This window comes from Streptomyces sp. NPDC006733 (assembly GCF_040636125.1).
Lineage (GTDB): Bacteria > Actinomycetota > Actinomycetes > Streptomycetales > Streptomycetaceae > Actinacidiphila.
Genome location: NZ_JBEYJD010000027.1, coordinates 25,404 through 42,819, shown reverse-complemented (window position 1 = coordinate 42,819; position 17,416 = coordinate 25,404). Strand labels below are relative to the sequence as shown.

Annotated in this window: 13 protein-coding genes and 2 pseudogenes; 4 read left to right on the top strand and 11 right to left on the bottom strand. The window is 65.4% G+C overall.

The features are described from left to right. Window positions 1-800: 800 nt before the first annotated feature. The 7 genes and pseudogenes from ABZ721_RS23700 to gdhA all read right to left on the bottom strand — a co-directional run. A pseudogene (locus tag ABZ721_RS23700) lies at window positions 801-1,859 on the bottom strand (serine/threonine-protein kinase); the annotation flags it as partial. Between the two features lie 615 nt (window positions 1,860-2,474). Then, window positions 2,475-3,071: an ATP/GTP-binding protein gene (locus ABZ721_RS23695; RefSeq protein ID WP_358790679.1), complete on the bottom strand. Its 597-nt coding sequence runs from the start codon at window positions 3,069-3,071 to the stop codon at window positions 2,475-2,477. After that, entirely contained in the window at window positions 3,052-3,417 is a 366-nt protein-coding gene (locus tag ABZ721_RS23690; RefSeq protein ID WP_358790678.1) for a DUF742 domain-containing protein, read from the bottom strand. Before ABZ721_RS23690 ends, ABZ721_RS23695 begins: the two co-directional genes overlap by 20 nt. Continuing rightward, window positions 3,414-3,854, bottom strand: a complete 441-nt coding sequence (locus ABZ721_RS23685; RefSeq protein WP_358790677.1) for a roadblock/LC7 domain-containing protein — start codon at window positions 3,852-3,854, stop codon at window positions 3,414-3,416. Before ABZ721_RS23685 ends, ABZ721_RS23690 begins: the two co-directional genes overlap by 4 nt. Continuing rightward, entirely contained in the window at window positions 3,851-6,454 is a 2,604-nt protein-coding gene (locus ABZ721_RS23680; protein WP_358790676.1) for an ATP-binding protein, read from the bottom strand. Before ABZ721_RS23680 ends, ABZ721_RS23685 begins: the two co-directional genes overlap by 4 nt. 76 nt (window positions 6,455-6,530) lie before the next feature. After that, window positions 6,531-7,184 (bottom strand): MHYT domain-containing protein, encoded by a 654-nt coding sequence (locus ABZ721_RS23675; protein ID WP_358790739.1) that lies wholly within the window; start codon window positions 7,182-7,184, stop codon window positions 6,531-6,533. A gap of 1,349 nt (window positions 7,185-8,533) precedes the next feature. After that, a complete protein-coding gene (gene gdhA, locus ABZ721_RS23670) occupies window positions 8,534-9,865 on the bottom strand; it encodes an NADP-specific glutamate dehydrogenase (RefSeq protein ID WP_358790675.1) in 1,332 nt (443 codons plus the stop codon). Between the two features lie 742 nt (window positions 9,866-10,607). Here gdhA and ABZ721_RS23665 point away from each other — a divergent pair. After that, complete coding sequence (locus ABZ721_RS23665) at window positions 10,608-11,555, top strand: hypothetical protein (protein ID WP_358790674.1); 948 nt, start codon at window positions 10,608-10,610, stop codon at window positions 11,553-11,555. A gap of 109 nt (window positions 11,556-11,664) precedes the next feature. On the opposite strand, the gene ABZ721_RS23660 is transcribed toward ABZ721_RS23665, so the two are convergent. Next, a complete protein-coding gene (locus tag ABZ721_RS23660; RefSeq protein ID WP_358790673.1) occupies window positions 11,665-11,868 on the bottom strand; it encodes a hypothetical protein in 204 nt (67 codons plus the stop codon). Between the two features lie 92 nt (window positions 11,869-11,960). Then, window positions 11,961-12,602: pseudogene (locus ABZ721_RS23655) on the bottom strand (transposase family protein); the annotation flags it as partial. Between the two features lie 135 nt (window positions 12,603-12,737). Between ABZ721_RS23655 and ABZ721_RS23650 the strand changes: the two are divergent. The 3 genes from ABZ721_RS23650 to ABZ721_RS23640 all read left to right on the top strand — a co-directional run bounded on the left by ABZ721_RS23650 (window position 12,738) and on the right by ABZ721_RS23640 (window position 14,414). After that, a complete protein-coding gene (locus ABZ721_RS23650) occupies window positions 12,738-12,866 on the top strand; it encodes a hypothetical protein (protein ID WP_358790672.1) in 129 nt (42 codons plus the stop codon). A gap of 88 nt (window positions 12,867-12,954) precedes the next feature. Next, window positions 12,955-13,536 (top strand): hypothetical protein, encoded by a 582-nt coding sequence (locus tag ABZ721_RS23645; protein WP_358790671.1) that lies wholly within the window; start codon window positions 12,955-12,957, stop codon window positions 13,534-13,536. A 476-nt stretch (window positions 13,537-14,012) separates the two neighbouring features. Then, entirely contained in the window at window positions 14,013-14,414 is a 402-nt protein-coding gene (locus ABZ721_RS23640) for a hypothetical protein (protein WP_358790670.1), read from the top strand. Between the two features lie 84 nt (window positions 14,415-14,498). Here ABZ721_RS23640 and ABZ721_RS23635 read toward each other — a convergent pair whose 3' ends face one another. Together ABZ721_RS23635 and ABZ721_RS23630 are read right to left on the bottom strand one after the other, a co-directional pair. Then, complete coding sequence (locus ABZ721_RS23635) at window positions 14,499-15,398, bottom strand: spirocyclase AveC family protein (protein ID WP_358790669.1); 900 nt, start codon at window positions 15,396-15,398, stop codon at window positions 14,499-14,501. Window positions 15,399-15,566: 168 nt separating this feature from the next. Next, a complete protein-coding gene (locus tag ABZ721_RS23630) occupies window positions 15,567-16,943 on the bottom strand; it encodes an NAD(P)-binding protein (RefSeq protein WP_358790668.1) in 1,377 nt (458 codons plus the stop codon). Window positions 16,944-17,416 lie beyond the last annotated feature (473 nt).

The following is a 17,416-nucleotide window of genomic DNA, read 5'->3' as shown; positions in this document are numbered from 1 at the left end:
AAGCAACTACCGTCGTGTGCCATGTCGTTGGGCGAGATGCGGGCCCGACGCTGCCTGTGCTGCGACTTGTTCAGTATCGGCTGCGGCGTACCATGGGCCGCGCCATGACCCGTAGTCGTCCGATTGCCCAGGACCCCTGGTGAACTTCTCGGACGCCGGTTGTGACAGGTCGAAACAGCAGTGCAGGCCACGGCCATCCGAGCGAGGAAGCCACCGGTCAAGGTGCCGATCGGTCGGCAAGCGGGCGGTCGAGCGCGCGGTGGGGACGCGAAGGTTCCTCGGACTGCGAGTTGGGCCAGAACGATTTGAGCAGGTGAAGCATGGCGGTGCCCCGCAACGCCGTCGGAACTCTGCGGTGCCGGCGAGGGGGGTACTGGCGTCCTTCAGCGCGCGGGCTGGGCCGCCAGCCTTGAGCCAATGGCCATAAGGGGGCGGCGGTCGGACGGCCTGTGGCGAATACTGGCGACCGGGACCTGACCCAGCAGGGCTTTACCAACAATCCTGCGCCGAGCAGTTCACGAGAGGCCGCCGCTTAGGATTGGTGAGAAGGCCTATCCACCCGGCCCAGCAGCATGGGGCGCTCGGCGCCAGAGCGTCGAGGACGATCCACTGGTCGGTGTATGCCGCCGCACGGCTCAGGCGATCCGGCGCCGCCATGCTTCCCTGGCCGATGGGCCACCGAAGGCGTCTCTTGGTGCGCGCGGTGACGCATAAACAATGCCCAGTTCACCAGTTCCCCTGGCGCTGAAGGACGTTGGGGGCACCTGGAGCGGAGGTGTAGGTGACCGATCACCTCTGCTTTCTGGGTTCGTCAGCGCCCATGTCGCCCCGCACGCTGCGAGTATCAGGGCGAGAAGGCCAGCCACGAGCGTGAGCGCTGTACGCTTACGCCATCTGCGTTCCGGCGTGATGATCGAGCGACTGGGTCTAGCGTCGACCGTAGGGTAGAGCGAGGCCAGGGGCGTGAATGACAAGCTGCCCGCAGTTCGCGGCGTTGCTTCGTACAGCGAGCTGCAGTCCGACCCCGGAGTGTGTCCGGCTGCGGCTTCGTTCAGCATCCACTGAGCGGCCAGGCCGCTCAGCCGTTGCGCCGGATCTTTGTGCAGCAGCCCGTTCAGGACGGGGCCGAGCGGACCGGCCTTGCGTAGGGGCGGGAAGTCCTCGTCGACGAGCGCGCGCAAAGTACGCAGTGGGGTGTCACGCAAGAACGGGGAGATGCCCTCCACCGCCATGTAGAGCAGGACTCCCAGTGACCACAGATCCGACTCAGGCCCGGGCACCATGCCGTTCGCCCGCTCAGGGGCGAGGAACTCCATCGAGCCGATCAGTTCTCCGGTTTGCGTCAGGCCGGACGTTCCCTGGATCAAGGCGATGCCGAAGTCCGTGAGGACGACTCGGCCGTTGTCACCGATGAGGACGTTGGCCGGCTTCACATCACGGTGCAGCACCCCTGCCGCGTGCGCCACTCGCAGTGCGGCCAGCACCCGTGCACCGATCTGGGCAACGCGCGTGGGAGGCAACGGCCCCTCGGAATCGATGACGTCGGCCAGTGACGGTCCGCGAACCAACTCCATGACGATCCAAGGGACTCCATGCGCGACCGCGACGTCATGGATAGTGATGGCGCTGGGATGGTCGACTCGGGCCGCAGCACGGCCTTCGAATTCCAATCGGGCGTACAGCTGACGGACCTCGTACCCCTCGAGCCCTATAGGCGCGCAGACTTCCTTGACCGCGACTTCCCGGTCCAGCACTACGTCTCGGGCACGCCACACCACCCCCATCCCGCCGCGCCCAATTTCGGACAGGAGTCGATAGCGGCCTGCCAGCACCCGCTCGGGACTAGACCTCTCTTCCATATGTGAGCTGTCCCTCCGTACCGCTGCAGTCCCGTACGGCTGTCCTTCTCGCGCAACGGGGTGGGTCACAGGGAAAGTATCTCAACCGAGCGCGGGCGGAGCACATGTGAGCAGGAGTCTGCGCCTGATGACAAAGACCATTCGGCGGCCTAGCCCGGCGAAGGGTGGGAGGCGTCGGGGCGGCTGGGTGGGCGAGAGCGCCAGTCCTAGCCCGCGGGGGCGACCCGGTGGAAAGGCGGCTGGCCCGACCCAGTGTATGGACCGGAGCAGCAGGTGCCGAACGCTGCCGATGGGGAGCGTCCGGACAAAACCGCACCAGGGCTGCCGACAAGGTGCGCAAGGCGCAGGACGCCCCCTGCCATCATCCGGCCGGCGAGGTGGTTGGTCGCGTTGACCGCCTGACCAATCGGAGACTTCCCGCGGGGGTTCTCGGGGTGCCCGCTGGCAGCGTCTGAGGACACAGCACGGCGCAGCGCCTAGGGTAGCCTGCCCCAGACCGTGGCGGGCGAACCTGCCGCAGCCGCATGGTTCCATTGTGGCGCTCTTGCGCGCAGTCGAGTCCGGATCGCAGTGGAGCAGCCCCCCAAGCCGGGTCTTTCGCCCCCTCACGCGACATCACTCCACCAAGAACTTGCTGACCAGTTGGCGACTCGCATGGCTGACGAGCATAACGAGTGCGTCCTTGCCTGAGCGTCGTTCGCGAGCGTCACACAACAAGACCGGTGTATCCGGGCTGAGATCCAAAGCCAGGGCCACCTCCTGCTTCGCGAAGGTGTGCGTTCCTTCGAAGCAGTTCACAGCCACGATGAAGGGGATGGAACGCCGCTCGAAGTAGTCGATCGCGGGGAAGCAGTCCGGTAGGCGACGGGTGTCAGCCAGTACCACTGCCCCGAGGGCTCCCTGGGCCAGCTCGTCCCACACGAACCAGTATCGCTCCTGGCCTGGTGTCCCGAACAAGTACAGGGCGAGACTGTCGCTGAGGGTGATCCTGCCAAAGTCCATCGCGACGGTGGTCGTGCGTTTCCCCGGTACTCCGCCGAGACTGTCCACCTGCTGACCCGCGTGAGTGACCTGTTCCTCGGTTTGGAGCGGGTGGATCTCACTCAACGCACCGACGAATGTGGTCTTTCCTACGCCGAAGCCGCCGGCGACAAGAATCTTGATGGCGATCAAGTCATGGCTGTCCGTTTCGTCAGAGCGCACGGAGGGCATTAGCCACCTCTCTGAGAACGTTTTGATCGTTCAGCCAGAGCGTCGGTGTCGGGTGGGTGACGCATATGTACCCGGCATCCAGCAAGTCCCCGAGTAGAACACGGATCACGCCCAAGGGAAGTCCCAGATCGGAGGCGATCTCCGCGACGGACAGGGGGCGCGTTTGGCAGAGCGTGAGAATGTCCTTCCCCTCCGGCGAACCCGTGGGCACACCATCGCGCGGCGGCCTGCTGCTGATGAGGGAGATGAGATCGAAGTCCCCCTGGGCGGGACGGGTCCGGCCAGCGACGATCGCAAATGGGCGCACGGTTGAGCATTCATCACTCGGCCCACTGTGATCCGTCATGGGGTGGTGCCATCGGGCTCGTGGAGTAGCCCGGGGATTTCGGTGCGCAGGGGTTGGCCCAAGTGTTCACTGACCCGCTGGACAAGGCGAGTCATCTCGTAGGCGATGAGGCCGATGTCGGCGTTGAGTTCGCTGAGGACGGCGAGTCGTGAGCCGTCCCCGGCCGCGACCACGAAGAAGAATCCCCGCTCCAGTTCCACCATGTTCTGCAACACTGCGCCGGCGTGGAACTGACGGCTGATGCCGTTGGCGAGGCTGTGGAGCCCGGACGCGATAGCCGCCAACCGCTCGGCGTCAGCACGTTCCTGCTCGCTGGAAGCGCCGACTGCTAGACCGTCGCCCGAGAGCAACACCACATGTCGGATCTGCGGTACACGGGAGACGAAATCATCCAGAAGCCAGTCCGTGTTCCGGAGTTCGTGAGCTGGCAGAGTCATTGAGTCCGACCTCCTGAAGTGTTCTCATGGGTGCGCATCACCAGCGGTTCCGGCGGGGTCGCTGCCGCATCGGTCGATGCCTCTTGCCCAGCTGGAACCTCGCCCCGCCATTCGCGGCGTGATTCTGACACCACAGAACCGCCCAGATCCGTGGCTGGGGTAGCTGTTTCCGCCAGGTGCGGGCGCACGGGCGCGCTGTCCTCGGAGAACCCGGCCGGGTATCCGGCACCCCGCCCTCGTTGCCATCCCCTTTGCAGGGCGACGATCGTTGCCCGGGCCGCCGATGGACTGCGAGGCCCGGCCTCGAGACCGGAGGCAGGAGATAGTGGCCGGCCCGGCGCGTTGAGAAGTTCCGGCACGAGGTTCGTCTGCCGGACACGGCGGGGGAGTGAACCCCCAGAGCCGGCAGTGCTCGCCGTTTCAGACTGCAGCGGCGGATCGGGCGGTGGCGGGAGCGGGTCGGGATGTGACGGCCGAGGAGGGCGTGGGGACGGCGATGGAGGATCTGGCGTCACCGATGCGGGAGTCGCCCGCGTCTGCGTGCGCAGCAGTGTTCGCGGGATGAGGACTGTAGCGGTAACACCGTGCTGGGCCGAGTTGCCGATCCGGACCTTCACACCCGCCCGCCGGGCCAGCCGATTCACCACGAACAGGCCGAGCTGGCCGCCGCCCGTCAGGCTGTCCTCGGGCGGCTCCTGGACCCTACGGTTGGCCTGGAGCATCGTCTCCTGGCTCATACCGAGACCCTGGTCCTCGATCTTGAGGGACAGCCCGCTGGCCAGCATCTCAGCGCGCATCCGCACCATCGTGGTGGGCGGGGAGAAAGTCAGGGCGTTTTCGAGGAGTTCGGCGATCAGGTGCGAGAGATCAGCAACCGCGGAGCCTGCCAGATAGTGCGCAGGGACGTCGTGCATCTCGACCCGGGGATAGTCGTGTACCTCGGCGAGAGCTGCCCGCAGCAGCGAGAGAAGGCTGACCGGCTCGCTCCACCACCGCGGCGGGGTAGAGCCGGACAGGATGATGAGATTCTCCGTATGCCGACGCATACGCGCGGTGAGGTGGTCCAGGCGAAAGAGCTCACCCAGCATGTGCGGGTCCTGAGTCGACCGCTGCAGGCCATCCAGCACTTCGAATTGTTGCTGCAGGAGCGGCTGGCTGCGCCGCGCCAGGCTCACGTACACATCTGACACACTTTTGGCTATGTCTGCCCGATGCACCGCCTCCTTCAGCGAGGCACGCTCGAATGCCAGATGCAACACCCCCCGGTGCAGCGCGTTGAGAGCAGACCTGATCTGGCCGATCTCGTCGCGACCATGCCGTTGAATAGGCGCCTCCACATCGATACTCACCCGCTCACCAGCGTCCAACCGCCGCAGAGCGCGGGGGAGACTGCTTTCTGCCAGCTCGGCCGCAGTCATCCGCAGGCTGGCCAGGTCCGTCATGAGCCCCCGCCCGATGCGAACAGTTACCAGCAGGGACAGGAGCACACCGCCCAGCCCCAGAAAGATCATGACTTCGGAGTCACTGCGTACCTCGTTATCGAGACTGTCCTTTTGGTCCTGGGGCTGAACACCGGCTTGGGACTCCAGTCCAAGCAACGCCGTCATCACCGGTTGGACGGTCTTCTCCCATCCTTGCCTGCTCGCCGAGCACCCGGCCCTGGGTCCGGCGGCCGATACCGCGTCCTCGCATGTGCGGAGGGCCTGGTAGGCCAGTTCCGTACGAGGGTCCCGGTCGGTGGGCTTCAGGTCACCGGCTGAAGTGTTGAGCAGAAAGCGCTGCGTGGAAACAGACGCCAGAAATTCCCGGTGCAGCTGATCGTTCATAGAGCCCTTGTCCCGGGCGACTATGAGGATGAGAGACTCACGGGACACCATTTCGCGGGCCTGCAAAATTTCCATCGGAACGAGTGCGACCGCATAGTTCTCGATTTCCGCGACAAGCAATTCGCTGACGGAGAATCCTTGGTCGACCACGGCTGTATATGAGCTATAGGTGTCGGCCCATCGTGCGGCAGTAGCATCCTCGACGGTTGAACCACGCCTGGGTCCTGGGCGGTTACCTCCGGCGGTCTGTCGCTCTCCGGACGCTTCTACGCGAGCACGTAGCGCCGTGAGAGATCCCGCTGCCTTCCGGAGGTGGTCGAGACGCTGCGCCGCGTTGGGGCGAGGGTCGAGCGTGTTGACTCTGAGGCCGCCGCGGATGGCAGCATCCGTGTCTTTTGCACGGGAGATGAATGTGGCGTGCGCTTCTCGGCTCGGAGCAGCAAGATAGCTCAGGGCTGTCGCCCGCTCCGCCTGCGCTGCGGCGACAACGTTCCGGGATTGTGCCAGCAGATCGGCGTTAATTTTCTGAGACCGCGTCAGATCCGAAGCGGTCTGCACGGTGATGACGGTGACAAACGCCCACAAGGCCATCAGGCAAATAATGGGCACCATGAGGAGCGAAATTATTTTTGCTCGAACCGACCTGGGGCGGATCCAGGGCAACTCGTAGAATTTCAGCTTGTTTCTCCGATGGTCCTCGTGCACGGAGTTGCCTTGGGAGGAAGCCTTCTTAATCGTCAGGTGTTTCTCTAGCGAATCAAAGTATGCTCGCACGATGTCCTCTTCAGTCGGGATATGGTGGCTGGAATAAGCAGGTCGCCGACGCGACCAGGGCTCAGGTGTCGCTTCGCTATGTGGCACTTGCAGATGCGCGCAGTGCAAGCTCGCTCGGCGAAAGCGCAACGAACGCCGCAGTCAAGAACAGGAAGGATCCCACCAGGATGGTCAAGGGGACTATGAAGTCCGTACCTGAGGCACCTGGCAGGGCTGACCGAGCCGGGATCACGCGGACGCGCAGAGCTGCCATGCCGAGGTGGTGCATGCAGCTGACGGCCAGCCCCATCGCCAACGCGGCGCCGGCACAGGGCCAAGGGCGGCTCACGGAGAGCGCGGCCCACAGGGCAGATGTGGCTGCCAAGACGGCGACCACTACCGACACGGCGACAAACGGCCAGGAGTACGTGAGGTGACCATGCAGCCGCAGCGCCGCCATTCCCACGTAATGCATGCCAGCGATACCAAGCCCAGTGCCGAGGCCGCCTAGCATCAGGCGGCGCTTCGACTGGCCGTAGCCGACGGAGAAGATGCCCATGCCCACAACGACTACTGCCAGCAAGAGACTGAACAAGGTCAGGGGCACGTCGTAGTGGACATCGGTGTCCGCGATCCCAAAGCCCAGCATGGCGATGAAGTGCATCGACCAGATACCGCAACTGAGGGCGACGGAAGCCAGCAGCCGCCACCCGTGGCGGGACCACCCGAACGTGGCTAGTGCTCGGGCCATGCAACGAAGGCCCAACGCCGAGCCCAGGCAGGCCATGGCGTAGGAGGCCGTCAACGTCAGCCATTCGTGGTGGACCGGATGCATTGCAACCCTTCCGAGCATCGAGTAGCAGGCGGTGTTCACGGACGTCCAGCGCCGACCCGGGCATGACACGTCGGCTGGCGACGAACCGGCCTGTTGTGCACCGCTCCGCAGCAGTTGTTCCGTGACACCGAGAAGGAGGGCATGCCGCTATCGCTCACCCATGGTGTCGCGAGCAGGCCGCCACATTCGCACAGGAGCTGATGCCCGGCTTACGCCCGCTCCGACCCGGACAGCGGGCTCTCCCATGCATCACGCCCACCTATCCGTGCCAGGGCACCCTCGCGACCAGGACGGACGCCACAGTGCGTGACGCTGAACTCGCAGCCGCGCAGCCGACATGTGAGTCAGGTCGAGAGACAGAAGCCGAAATCTCAGCTTCGCACTTGGCTCACGGCCACTGAAATGGTCCTCACCTCACTTGCCTGATGAACGCTTCAACTCCGGGCCCAGTTGTATCAGCGGTCTTGATCAACTAGGGCGACGTCAGCCGAACTTGGGTCACCCTGACAAGAATTTCGTCGGCGAGAAGTCAATTGTCCCGAAACGATGACCTTAAGTTCTGCGGACTGTTCATCCGTACCCCCACAGATGATGGCGCTGGTCTGGGCGAACCGGGCTGGCACTGGTCGCGATCGCTGTCGTAGCGCCCGGTCCTGGAGTCTCCGACGCTTGTAAGTGTTCGCCAACGGCCCCTGGCGCAGTGCTTGCGGTCGTGGCGTCGGCCACGGCGATCGGCCCTCCAGAAATGGGGCAGGGCCCGGCTGGAGTGGAGGCGTTTCACGGACCGGGAACACGATCTACGTCACGTCGTCGCAGACGCGCTCGAGGATCTGCCTGCCGTTGCAGCCGACCCGGCTGGGATAGGGCGGAGGATCCGGCGCAGGTTGGGGCTGCTGTCCCAGCGGGTCACACTGGCCCGGTCTGCCGGTCTTCCCAGTTCCAGCAGGCACCGCCTGGGAGCGCCCGCTTGTCCTCTCAGATGTTGGAGGGATAGCAACATCGCCCTGGCAACAGTTCCCTTCCCTCGGACGGTGGCCTGGACTGCCAAGCTCTTTGGCATCGGCAGCCCGAGCCCGTCAGAGATCAATGAGGTCGGCGACAACGTCGTGCGTGACTCCACCAAATCAATCCGACGGTTCGGTGCTTGATCGACCGGCCTTGGGCTCCAGGGCGACGTGCGGAGCGACCCTTCCATTGATGAACCGGCGGGTCTCGGTGTACTTGCCGCGGACGCATTGACGTGATTGGGAGCCCCGCCGGCCCCGTCAGACGACGCCCTGGGCGAGCATCGCGGAGGCCACGCGCTCGAAGCCGGCGATGTTGGCGCCGGCGACGTAGTCGCCCGGGGCGCCGAAGCGCTCGGCGGTGTCGTGGCAGGTGTTGTGGATGTCGCGCATGATGGTCGCGAGCTCCTCCGCCGTGCGCTCGAAGGACCACGACTCGCGGCTGGAGTTCTGCCGCATCTCCAGGGCGCTGGTGGCGACGCCGCCCGCGTTGGCCGCCTTGCCGGGCCCGAAGGCGACCCCGGCGGCGCGCAGCAGCTTGACCGCGTCGGGGGTGGTGGGCATGTTGGCGCCCTCCGAGACGGCCTTCACTCCGTTGCGGACCAGCACGGCGGCCGCGTCCGCGTCGAGCTCGTTCTGGGTCGCCGACGGCAGGGCGACGTCTGCGGGCACGTCCCACACCCGGCCGCCGGCCACGTAGCGGGCCGAGATGCCGCGCCGTTGCGCGTAGTCGCTGACCCGGCCGCGTTCGACCTCCTTGATCAGCTGCAGGAGTTCGAGGTCGATGCCCTTCTCGTCGACGACGTAGCCGCCGGAGTCGGAGCAGGTCAGGACGTTGGCGCCGAGGGCCTGGGCCTTCTCGATGGTGTAGATCGCGACGTTGCCGGAGCCGGAGACCGTGACCTGCTGGTCGTCGAAGTCCTCGCCGCGCTTCTTCAGCATCTCGGCGGTGAACAGGACGTTGCCGTACCCGGTGGCCTGGGTGCGGGCCTGCGAGCCGCCCCATTCCAGGCCCTTCCCGGTCAGGACGCCGGCCTCCCAGCGGTTGGTGATGCGCTTGTACTGGCCGAAGAGGTAGCCGATCTCGCGGCCGCCGACGCCGATGTCGCCCGCCGGGACGTCGGTGTGCTCGCCGAGGTGGCGGTGGAGTTCGGTCATGAAGGACTGGCAGAAGCGCATCACCTCGGAGTCCGACCGGCCGTGCGGGTCGAAGTCGCTGCCGCCCTTGCCGCCGCCGATGTTCAGTCCGGTGAGGGCGTTCTTGAAGATCTGCTCGAAACCGAGGAACTTCACGATGCCCAGGTTCACCGAGGGGTGGAAGCGCAGACCGCCCTTGAACGGTCCCAGCGCGCTGTTGAACTCGACCCGGAACCCCCGGTTGACGTGGATCTCGCCCGAGTCGTCCTGCCACGGCACCCGGAACATCAGCTGGCGCTCCGGTTCGCAGATCCGCTCCACCAGTCTCGCCTCGGCGAACTCGGGCCGTGCCGCGAGGAGCGGCTCGAGGGTTTCCAGCACCTCCTGTGCCGCTTGGTGGAACTCGGGCTCGCCCGGGTTCCGCTCTATCAGCTGGGCACGGAAGGAAGGCTTCATATCGGTTCCATTCGGGAGCGGCTGCCGGGCGGGACACTGTGCGCTGTTCTACGGATACGGCGGGCCCGGCGTTCACGGCTGTCCCCGCCGGCTCCGTAGCGGTCGATGTTCACACCGGGCCCCGGTCGTCCACAAGTACCGCAGAACCAATCATGGGTCACTTCCCGGCAGTTACTTCACTTTGAACTCGCACAGCAACCGCACGATATGACCCTTGATCGCCGGGCGACTATGGCCGACCGTGTATCAGCGGCCGCCGTATGCTCCGAAGTTCAACCGGCTCGTGGGCGCATGGTCGCACCTGGGGAGGAAGGACCCCGGCACATCACCGAACACAGCATCGACCAACCCACCTGGCGGGTGAAGCCCCCCAAACCGGAAGCGGTACCGATCCGGTCTCATCAAGGGCCCCATGGCCGCTATCGGGTTAGACCTCCCACCACCGTGATCCGGCCACTAGAGATCTCGGAAGAGGGTCTGGCGCCACAGCACCACGTACTGATGAGGGATGCCCGGCCTGACGCAAATTGTGTGCAAAACGATGAATACCCCCAGACCTTTGATAGAGCAGCACGGTTCGTGTAATGGTCATAGCGCAGGACGCCTTGCATCCCATTAGAGAGATAGGCGCGAAGTAGATCATCAAGATCTTCCATGAATGCTGAGGCGCTGGCAACCTTAAATCCTCACACGCTCTCGCCTGGATCAGCATACGGCGCTCTGCCAATCCTTCATTTTTGCTGTGACAAGAATCAAGAAGGTGAATTTCCCCATGCTTCTTCATGGCCTCATGACTCGATCAACCCAGCTGCGGGTTGTCACAGTGGCAGCACTCGCATTTACCGCACTCGGGGTCTCCGCATGCGAACCGGGCGACGCTGGCTCGCAAGCGGGTGCCTCCACCGACGCCTTGCCCAGCTCCGCGGACCCAAGTACCCCGAGTGACGGTCGGCAAAAACGTGCTGCGGTCGGCGACGCACCGGAGGAACCTGCCGCAGGAACCGACGCATCGGAGACACCAGCCACTGAAGGCGACGCTCCGGACGCCGCGGTCTCCTGCAGCGACGCCCCGGCCACCGACGACGAAGCATCCGACGATCCAATGGCGAGGTTTGCCGCCAAGGACTGCAGCCAACAACGGCTCCAGGACCATTCGTTGGAGGGTCGCGCCGGCGCCGGTGGCGACTCACCGGAAACATGGACAAACGGCTCGGCGCCCAGCCAGGACGATGCAGCGCCAGGAGCGTCGTTCAGCAAGGAACTCTACGGCCAAGTAGCAGCCCTGCCGAACGACAAGTTCATCCTGCTGAGGACAGCGATCATCAAGGACACGAACGGCGAAGCAGAGCAACTGCGACGTAGCTTCTATTCCAACGGATGCACTGGTCTGCCCCAGGCGGCAACGTGGCCACAATGGTGGAAAGGCTGTGCCCAGCACGACTTCCGATATACCGTCGGGCCGAACATTTTCAAAGATGACGCGGCCGCAGCGGAGGCCGACCGCCTCGCAGCCGATGCGCAACTCGGCATCGACATCGGCGGAGTATCCGGAACAGCCGTCAGAAAAACAGTCAACTTCGTCGGATCAAAGTTCTACCAGCCAACCGGCACGGCTGGTGACGAGGCTACGACGACGGCCCTGATCTGCAAGTACGACGCGGCCAGCGCTCTATCAATTTGCGCGAACTAGGGGGGTTCCGCTCAGTAGGCGGCGTCCCTGAATGGTGTGCTCGATTCTTTTCGGTGACATAAAGGTTGGAGCACCTACGTGGCCAGACGCCGCAACCTGCCTTGGGCGCCTACCAGCCCAGCTCGCGGGCGGGGCTCATGCGACACAAAATGTCGACCAGGAGGCCGATCAGAAGAACGGCGGGCGCCAACCGGGCCATGCGCCAATGCGTGCAGGACCGCATCAATTCCTGAGCAGCCACATCCGGAGCTAATACCAGGTGATCAGGAGGGACATACATGAATCCGCCGGCGAGCAGCGGGGTCTCCGCCATTTCCACTGAGCGTGGCCCCTCCCAGCCCGGGATGTACGGTCCCCAGGCTGTTGAGAGATTGAGCGCATACCGGTTCTGTACAGTGAACGTTTTCAGCGTTGCCTCTCCAGGGTAAGGATGGCCTTGGCGATTGACGGCATGCGGTTCGGGCTGCATCGCGATCTTCGGAAGATGCGCCAGGTCTTCAGCCGCGCCACGCCGCGTTCGACGGGTGCTCGGGAGGCGGCGAGGGCCCGGTTGATCGTCTGCTGGGTCGGGGACAGTCGTCCGCCGGGCGGTCGTTTGCGTCCGGTGGTAACCCAGGGGTTGGTGCCCGGGTAGGCGCGGTCGGCCAGAATGGGGACGCCCTGGCGTTCGCAGGTCCGGATGATGCGGTGGGTGCGTGCCGCGGTCAGGTCGTGGTACCGGCCGGGCAGGGACGGCGAGATCCACAGCACCTGACCGACTGGGTCCGTCACGACCTGCACGTTCACGCCATGGCGGCGATGCTTATGGGAGTAGTCCGCCCGGCTGTCGCCCACGCGGTCGCACTCGGCGAGCGTCCCGTCGAGCAGAACGTACTGGGGGTCGCTCTCACGCAGGACTTTCAGCAGGCCCGGCGACCGGTCCGCGAGTAGGTCGATGACCGTGGTGGTGTAGGCGTGGGCGGTGCCGACCGATATGCCGAAGCCCGCGGCGATCTGGGACAGGGTGTCGTGCTTGCGCAGGTACACCAGAGCGACGAGCGCACGTTGATGGGGTGTGACCGAGATACGCGCCAAAGGGGCAACGGGATGATCTTGAAGCCCTGAGCGCCCGTCGGCCGTCACTCCTTCGGCTCAGTGTCGTTGGTGGTGATGGTCAGCGTCGTCTGGGGCCTGGGGTGGGTTGTGACATCGATTGAACGGACCGCGTATCCGCGGTTCAAGCGGCTGATCACCGCGCACGAGCTTCATCTGTTCTTCTCCCCGTCCCGCGATGAGCTGGAGTGGGCGGCCGATGCCACGGACTGCGATTAGCATCGGCTAGCCCTGTTGCTGATGCTGAAGTCGTACCGCGGAGCGGACCGCCAAGCATCACCGGGGCCTGGTTCGCAAGCAGGCCAGCGTGACATACGACCAGGCCAAGGCCCGGGGAATCGTCGAGCAGTCGATCCGCAAGGAGGCCGCGGCGAAGAACCGCCCGGCGGATCTGATCAACATCGCGCTGGAGAAGGTGGTGGAGGCCGGGCTGGAGCTGCCCGGGTTCTCGACCTTCGACAAGATGGCCTCGAAAATCCGCACCGAGGTGAACGCCTCGATCTGTACGGGTATCCACGACCGCATGAGCGCTGCTCAGCGGGCAGGGTTCATGCGGCTGCTGGAGGAGCGTGACAGCGACGGGACGACGCTGTTCAACCGGTTGAGGAAGCCCGCCAAGGGTCTGACCTGGGCGTACTTCAACAACCTGACCAAGTGTCTGGAATGGCTGGACGAGCTCGGTGACACCGACGTGTGGATGGAGGGTGTCGCCGTGCGGGAAGGTCACCGACTTCGCCGGGGAGGCGGATGCGGCGGACGCCTCGAAGCTGCGGGACTTCGTGCCCGTCAAGCGCATCGCGCTGGTTGCGGCCCTGACGCACAAGGCGCGGATGCGGGTGCGGGACGACCTGGCGACGATGTTCTGCAAGCGGGTGGCGGGGAAGATTAAGGAGGCCAAGGTGGAGCTGGAGGAGATCCGGCTCGCCGAGCGGGAGATCGTCGAGTCCCTGATCGGGAACTACCGCACGGTGCTCAAGTACATCGACGAGGGCGGCCCGGCCCAGGAGGCATTCACGAAGGCGGCGGCCATGACCGCCGAGGTCCGCCAGGCCCTGGAGGGTCTGGACGAGGAGGCGTCGGTGGACGAGGTTGCGACGCGGCTGGAGGGCAGGGTTTCCCCGGCGGTCCTCGCTCTGGTGAAGGCCCAGTTGATGCAGGCCGGCGGGCTAGGCGCGGTCACCCGCGCGGTGGACGGCTTCGGCGGGTTCGCGAAGCAGTACGAGCAGATCGAGAAGATCTCCGCCCATCACGGCAACTTCTGGGAAGTGCTGCTCCACGGGCAGATCGGCCGGGACCGGGCGGTGATGTTCCGACCTGGCCGACAACGACAAGCTGAAGTTCACCGCGACCAGCGAGGACAGCCGGGTGCTGGACGCCCTCGCGCACGCCCAGCGGCACCAGGCGGCCCGCGGCGAGTACATCACCGCCTTCGACGAGGAGGGCCAGGAGGTCGACATCTCCTTCGCCACCCAGAACTGGCGCAGGGCGGTGGTCGACAAGAACCGGACCGGGCAGTTCTTGCGCAAGCACTTCGAGGCGATGGTCTTCACCGCGCTCGCTGAGGAACTGCGCACTGGGGATGTCGCGGTGGTCGGCTCGGAGGAGTACGCCGACTGGTCCGAGCAGCTGCTGGCCTGGGAGGTCGGCGAGTACTCCACCCACGAACTCGACATCCAGCCCGACGCGTACGACCCGAAACTCGACGTCGACTTCGCCCCGCTGCGCGAGCAGGACCTGACCGCCGCGGGACTTGGCCAGGTCGCTTGACCGATAACGAGCCTTCCCACTACCGCCTGACAGCCTGACCGATCTCACGGCAAAATCGCAACCGCTCGCAGAACGCGGCATCTATCAGGTGTTGGGGAGGTTGATCCAGCTCGGAAGCCCCGCTTGGTAGCTGACGAGCGAGGCCATGACCATGAACCACTGAAAGGCCATCATGCTGAGGTTGATGAACCCGATTCCCGCGAGGAGGCGGATCGGTGTGCGGGCACGCGGAGGCAGCTGGAGGGAGCCTTCCAGTAGCCAGACCTCCTTGCCTGGTTTGGTGTACAGGTACATCAGCACTACAGGCATCGTGACGAACAGGACCATGGTGAAGGGGGAGGTGAGGGGGATGCGGTACCAGTCGTCCTCGAAGAGGGTCAGGTACGACAGGGCGCGCGGGTAGGCCCATCCGCCCGGACGCATGTAGGCCGTCTCCAGGGGGACGTCGACAACGAAGATGATGACCGCGGTGAGAGCGGCCACCCGGGCACGGGTCCATGACGGTCGCCGCTGCTTGAGATGTCCGGCGACTGCCACCCCGATGACGGCCCAGATCAGCGACACGGGATAGGACGCGTTGAGGATAAAGCTCTCGATCTGAGGGAACGGACCGTGCCAGCCGGGAAGGTAAGGGCCCCACGACACCACGTTCAGGCTGTACCTGTTGTGCCCGGCCGCGTGATAGACGGTCCCTGAGTAGGGGTTGGTCCAGAAGCTCAGCAGGTATCCGGTGAACAGTGTCGTGTACAGGGTGACATGGCCCGCCGTTCGGGACAGCCGCCACAGGAGGACAGCGGCCGCGAGAATCCCGACGGTGACCACTATCTCGAGTGCGAGTGTGCTGATCCTCAGGGGTTCGGGAATGTCGTAGCCGCCGGATGGATAGGCGTGGGCGTTTCCGTCGGCTGCCCAGCGCGCGAACACCCAGGTCTGCGCCAGGAGACACAACACACCCAGGCCGGCCCAGAAGACGGGTGCAATCATCCAGCGTAGTTTGTGGCGGTGGGAGGCGCTGCCCTCTGAGAGGGGAGGACCGTCCGGGCCGGGGGCGGGCTGGGCGGTGTGTCCGGTGGTCATGCCTATTCTGCCTTTCGTCGCGGTGCTGCCCGCTGGCGCGGGTACGCGGGTACGCGGGTGGAGCACCTGATCACGTCACTCCCGGTTCTCTGCCCCACCGGGTAGCGGACGAGGTCCATCAGGGGATGGGTGAAGCGTTTGCCGTCGGAGGCTTGCCCTGGGGCCTTGGTGCGGTGCTGTGGGGCGGGCCAGGGTCGCCGGGTGCGCGAGAAGGTTCTGGACCGCGATGAAGCGCTGGTAGAGGACGGGATGGTCGGGTATGCGGTCCACGATGCTGCGTACCGCGTGGTGGGCGATTACGGGCAGGGAGATCCGGTGGCCAGGCTGCCATCCGGTATCGGAGTAGGCGGCGAGCTGCCAGGGCACGCGGATTGCGGATACGGCCGCTCTTTGGAACCTGCGCTCCAGGTTGCCCAAACCAGTCCCCTTGGCCAGTAGCTGGTCCAGGATCTCGGCTTCCAGGGCGGCCACGGTCATGCCGTGCCCGTATATGGGATTGAGCGTGCAGACGGCGTCGCCGAGAGCGAGCAGTCCGTTCGGCCAGTGGGGCATGCGGTGGTAGGGGTTCCAGTGGTTGTTCAGGCCACCGCACCGGTAGGTGGCTCCGATGGGCCGGGCGTGTGTGATCACGTCGAGTAGGTGCGGGTTGCGCAGCCTGGCCGCGTAGTCGCGAAAGCCCTGCTCATCACGCGGGGCGCGTTCCCCGTCCGCGCCAATCAGGGTCACCAGGATCTGGTCGTTCTCGACACGAGCCGCAACCCCGCCGCATCGCCGGTCGGGCGCGTAGGTCAGTTCAACGGAGATCCGCCAGTCGGGTGCGTACCCGTCGGGCAGGGTGTACAGCCTAGAGGTGTACGAGAGGCGCGCGGACACCCGCTTGGGGTGCGGTGGTCGCAGGTCGGCGGCTTCCAGCCAGTGCCCCAGCCGGGAGGCGCGACCGCTGGCATCGACCACCAGATCCGCTGGACGATCGTATCCGTCGCTGCTACGCACGCCGGCGACCCGGCCGGAACGCCATAACAGGCCGACGCCTCGTACCTGTTCGACCGGGCGCGCCCCGGGGTGCGCAAGAACCCGGCGGCGGACGGCCGATTCCAGGAGAGGTCTGCTCACCCCGTACAGGCGTACCCCGGAGAATCCGGCTTGGGCCCACCCGCGGGGGAATAGCACCCTGGCGTCCTGGCCGAAGTCGTAGACCGGGGCGCCCTGTTCGACGAGCTGGTCGAGGAGACCGGGCAAAAGATGATCCAGGGTGGTGGCGCCGCGTTGCAGAAGGCTGTGCGGATGCCGTGCCTGGGGTGTGCCGTGCCGGTAGGCGGGAGCGTTGCGGATAGGGTCGGGGTCGAGCAGAGCGACTTGGTAGCCGTGTTTGCTGAGGATGTGGGTGGCTAGCAGCCCACTGAAGCCCGCGCCCAGCACAATCGCCTTCTGCGTGCCCCGCTCTCGGGACATGTGCACCTCCTTGCGTAGCCGGGGGATCGGGCCAGATCGCACAGTGACGGGCTCGCGGACCGGGCAGGGCCAGATGAAGGTGCCGGCGCGTCAAGGAGAACTGGGGGGGAGGCGGTGGCGGACCTGCACCGGATCTTCCGGGACAGGCACAACGGGCCTGCTCTGCACGGCGAGAGTCCCGGTACGCCTGGACCGCGCGAGCCCGGCCCTCCACGGTCGGCCACAGGGACACCGCCCCTGCCAGCCGCCCGGCGAGGAATCCTGACGGACGGTGAACCACGTTCGGTGCGTCACCGCAGTCGAGAAACGCGATTACGTCGTCAGCCGTCCAACCTGCGTCCGAGACCTCCCACGCGATCCAGCTCCAGGTTGTCGTAGTGGACCTTGCCTCGGGGACCACCGCCCCGCACGGGCAACGCTGGGACGTGGCCCTCGAAGAACAGCTCCTTCCCGTGCGGTAGCTGCTTTGGGCG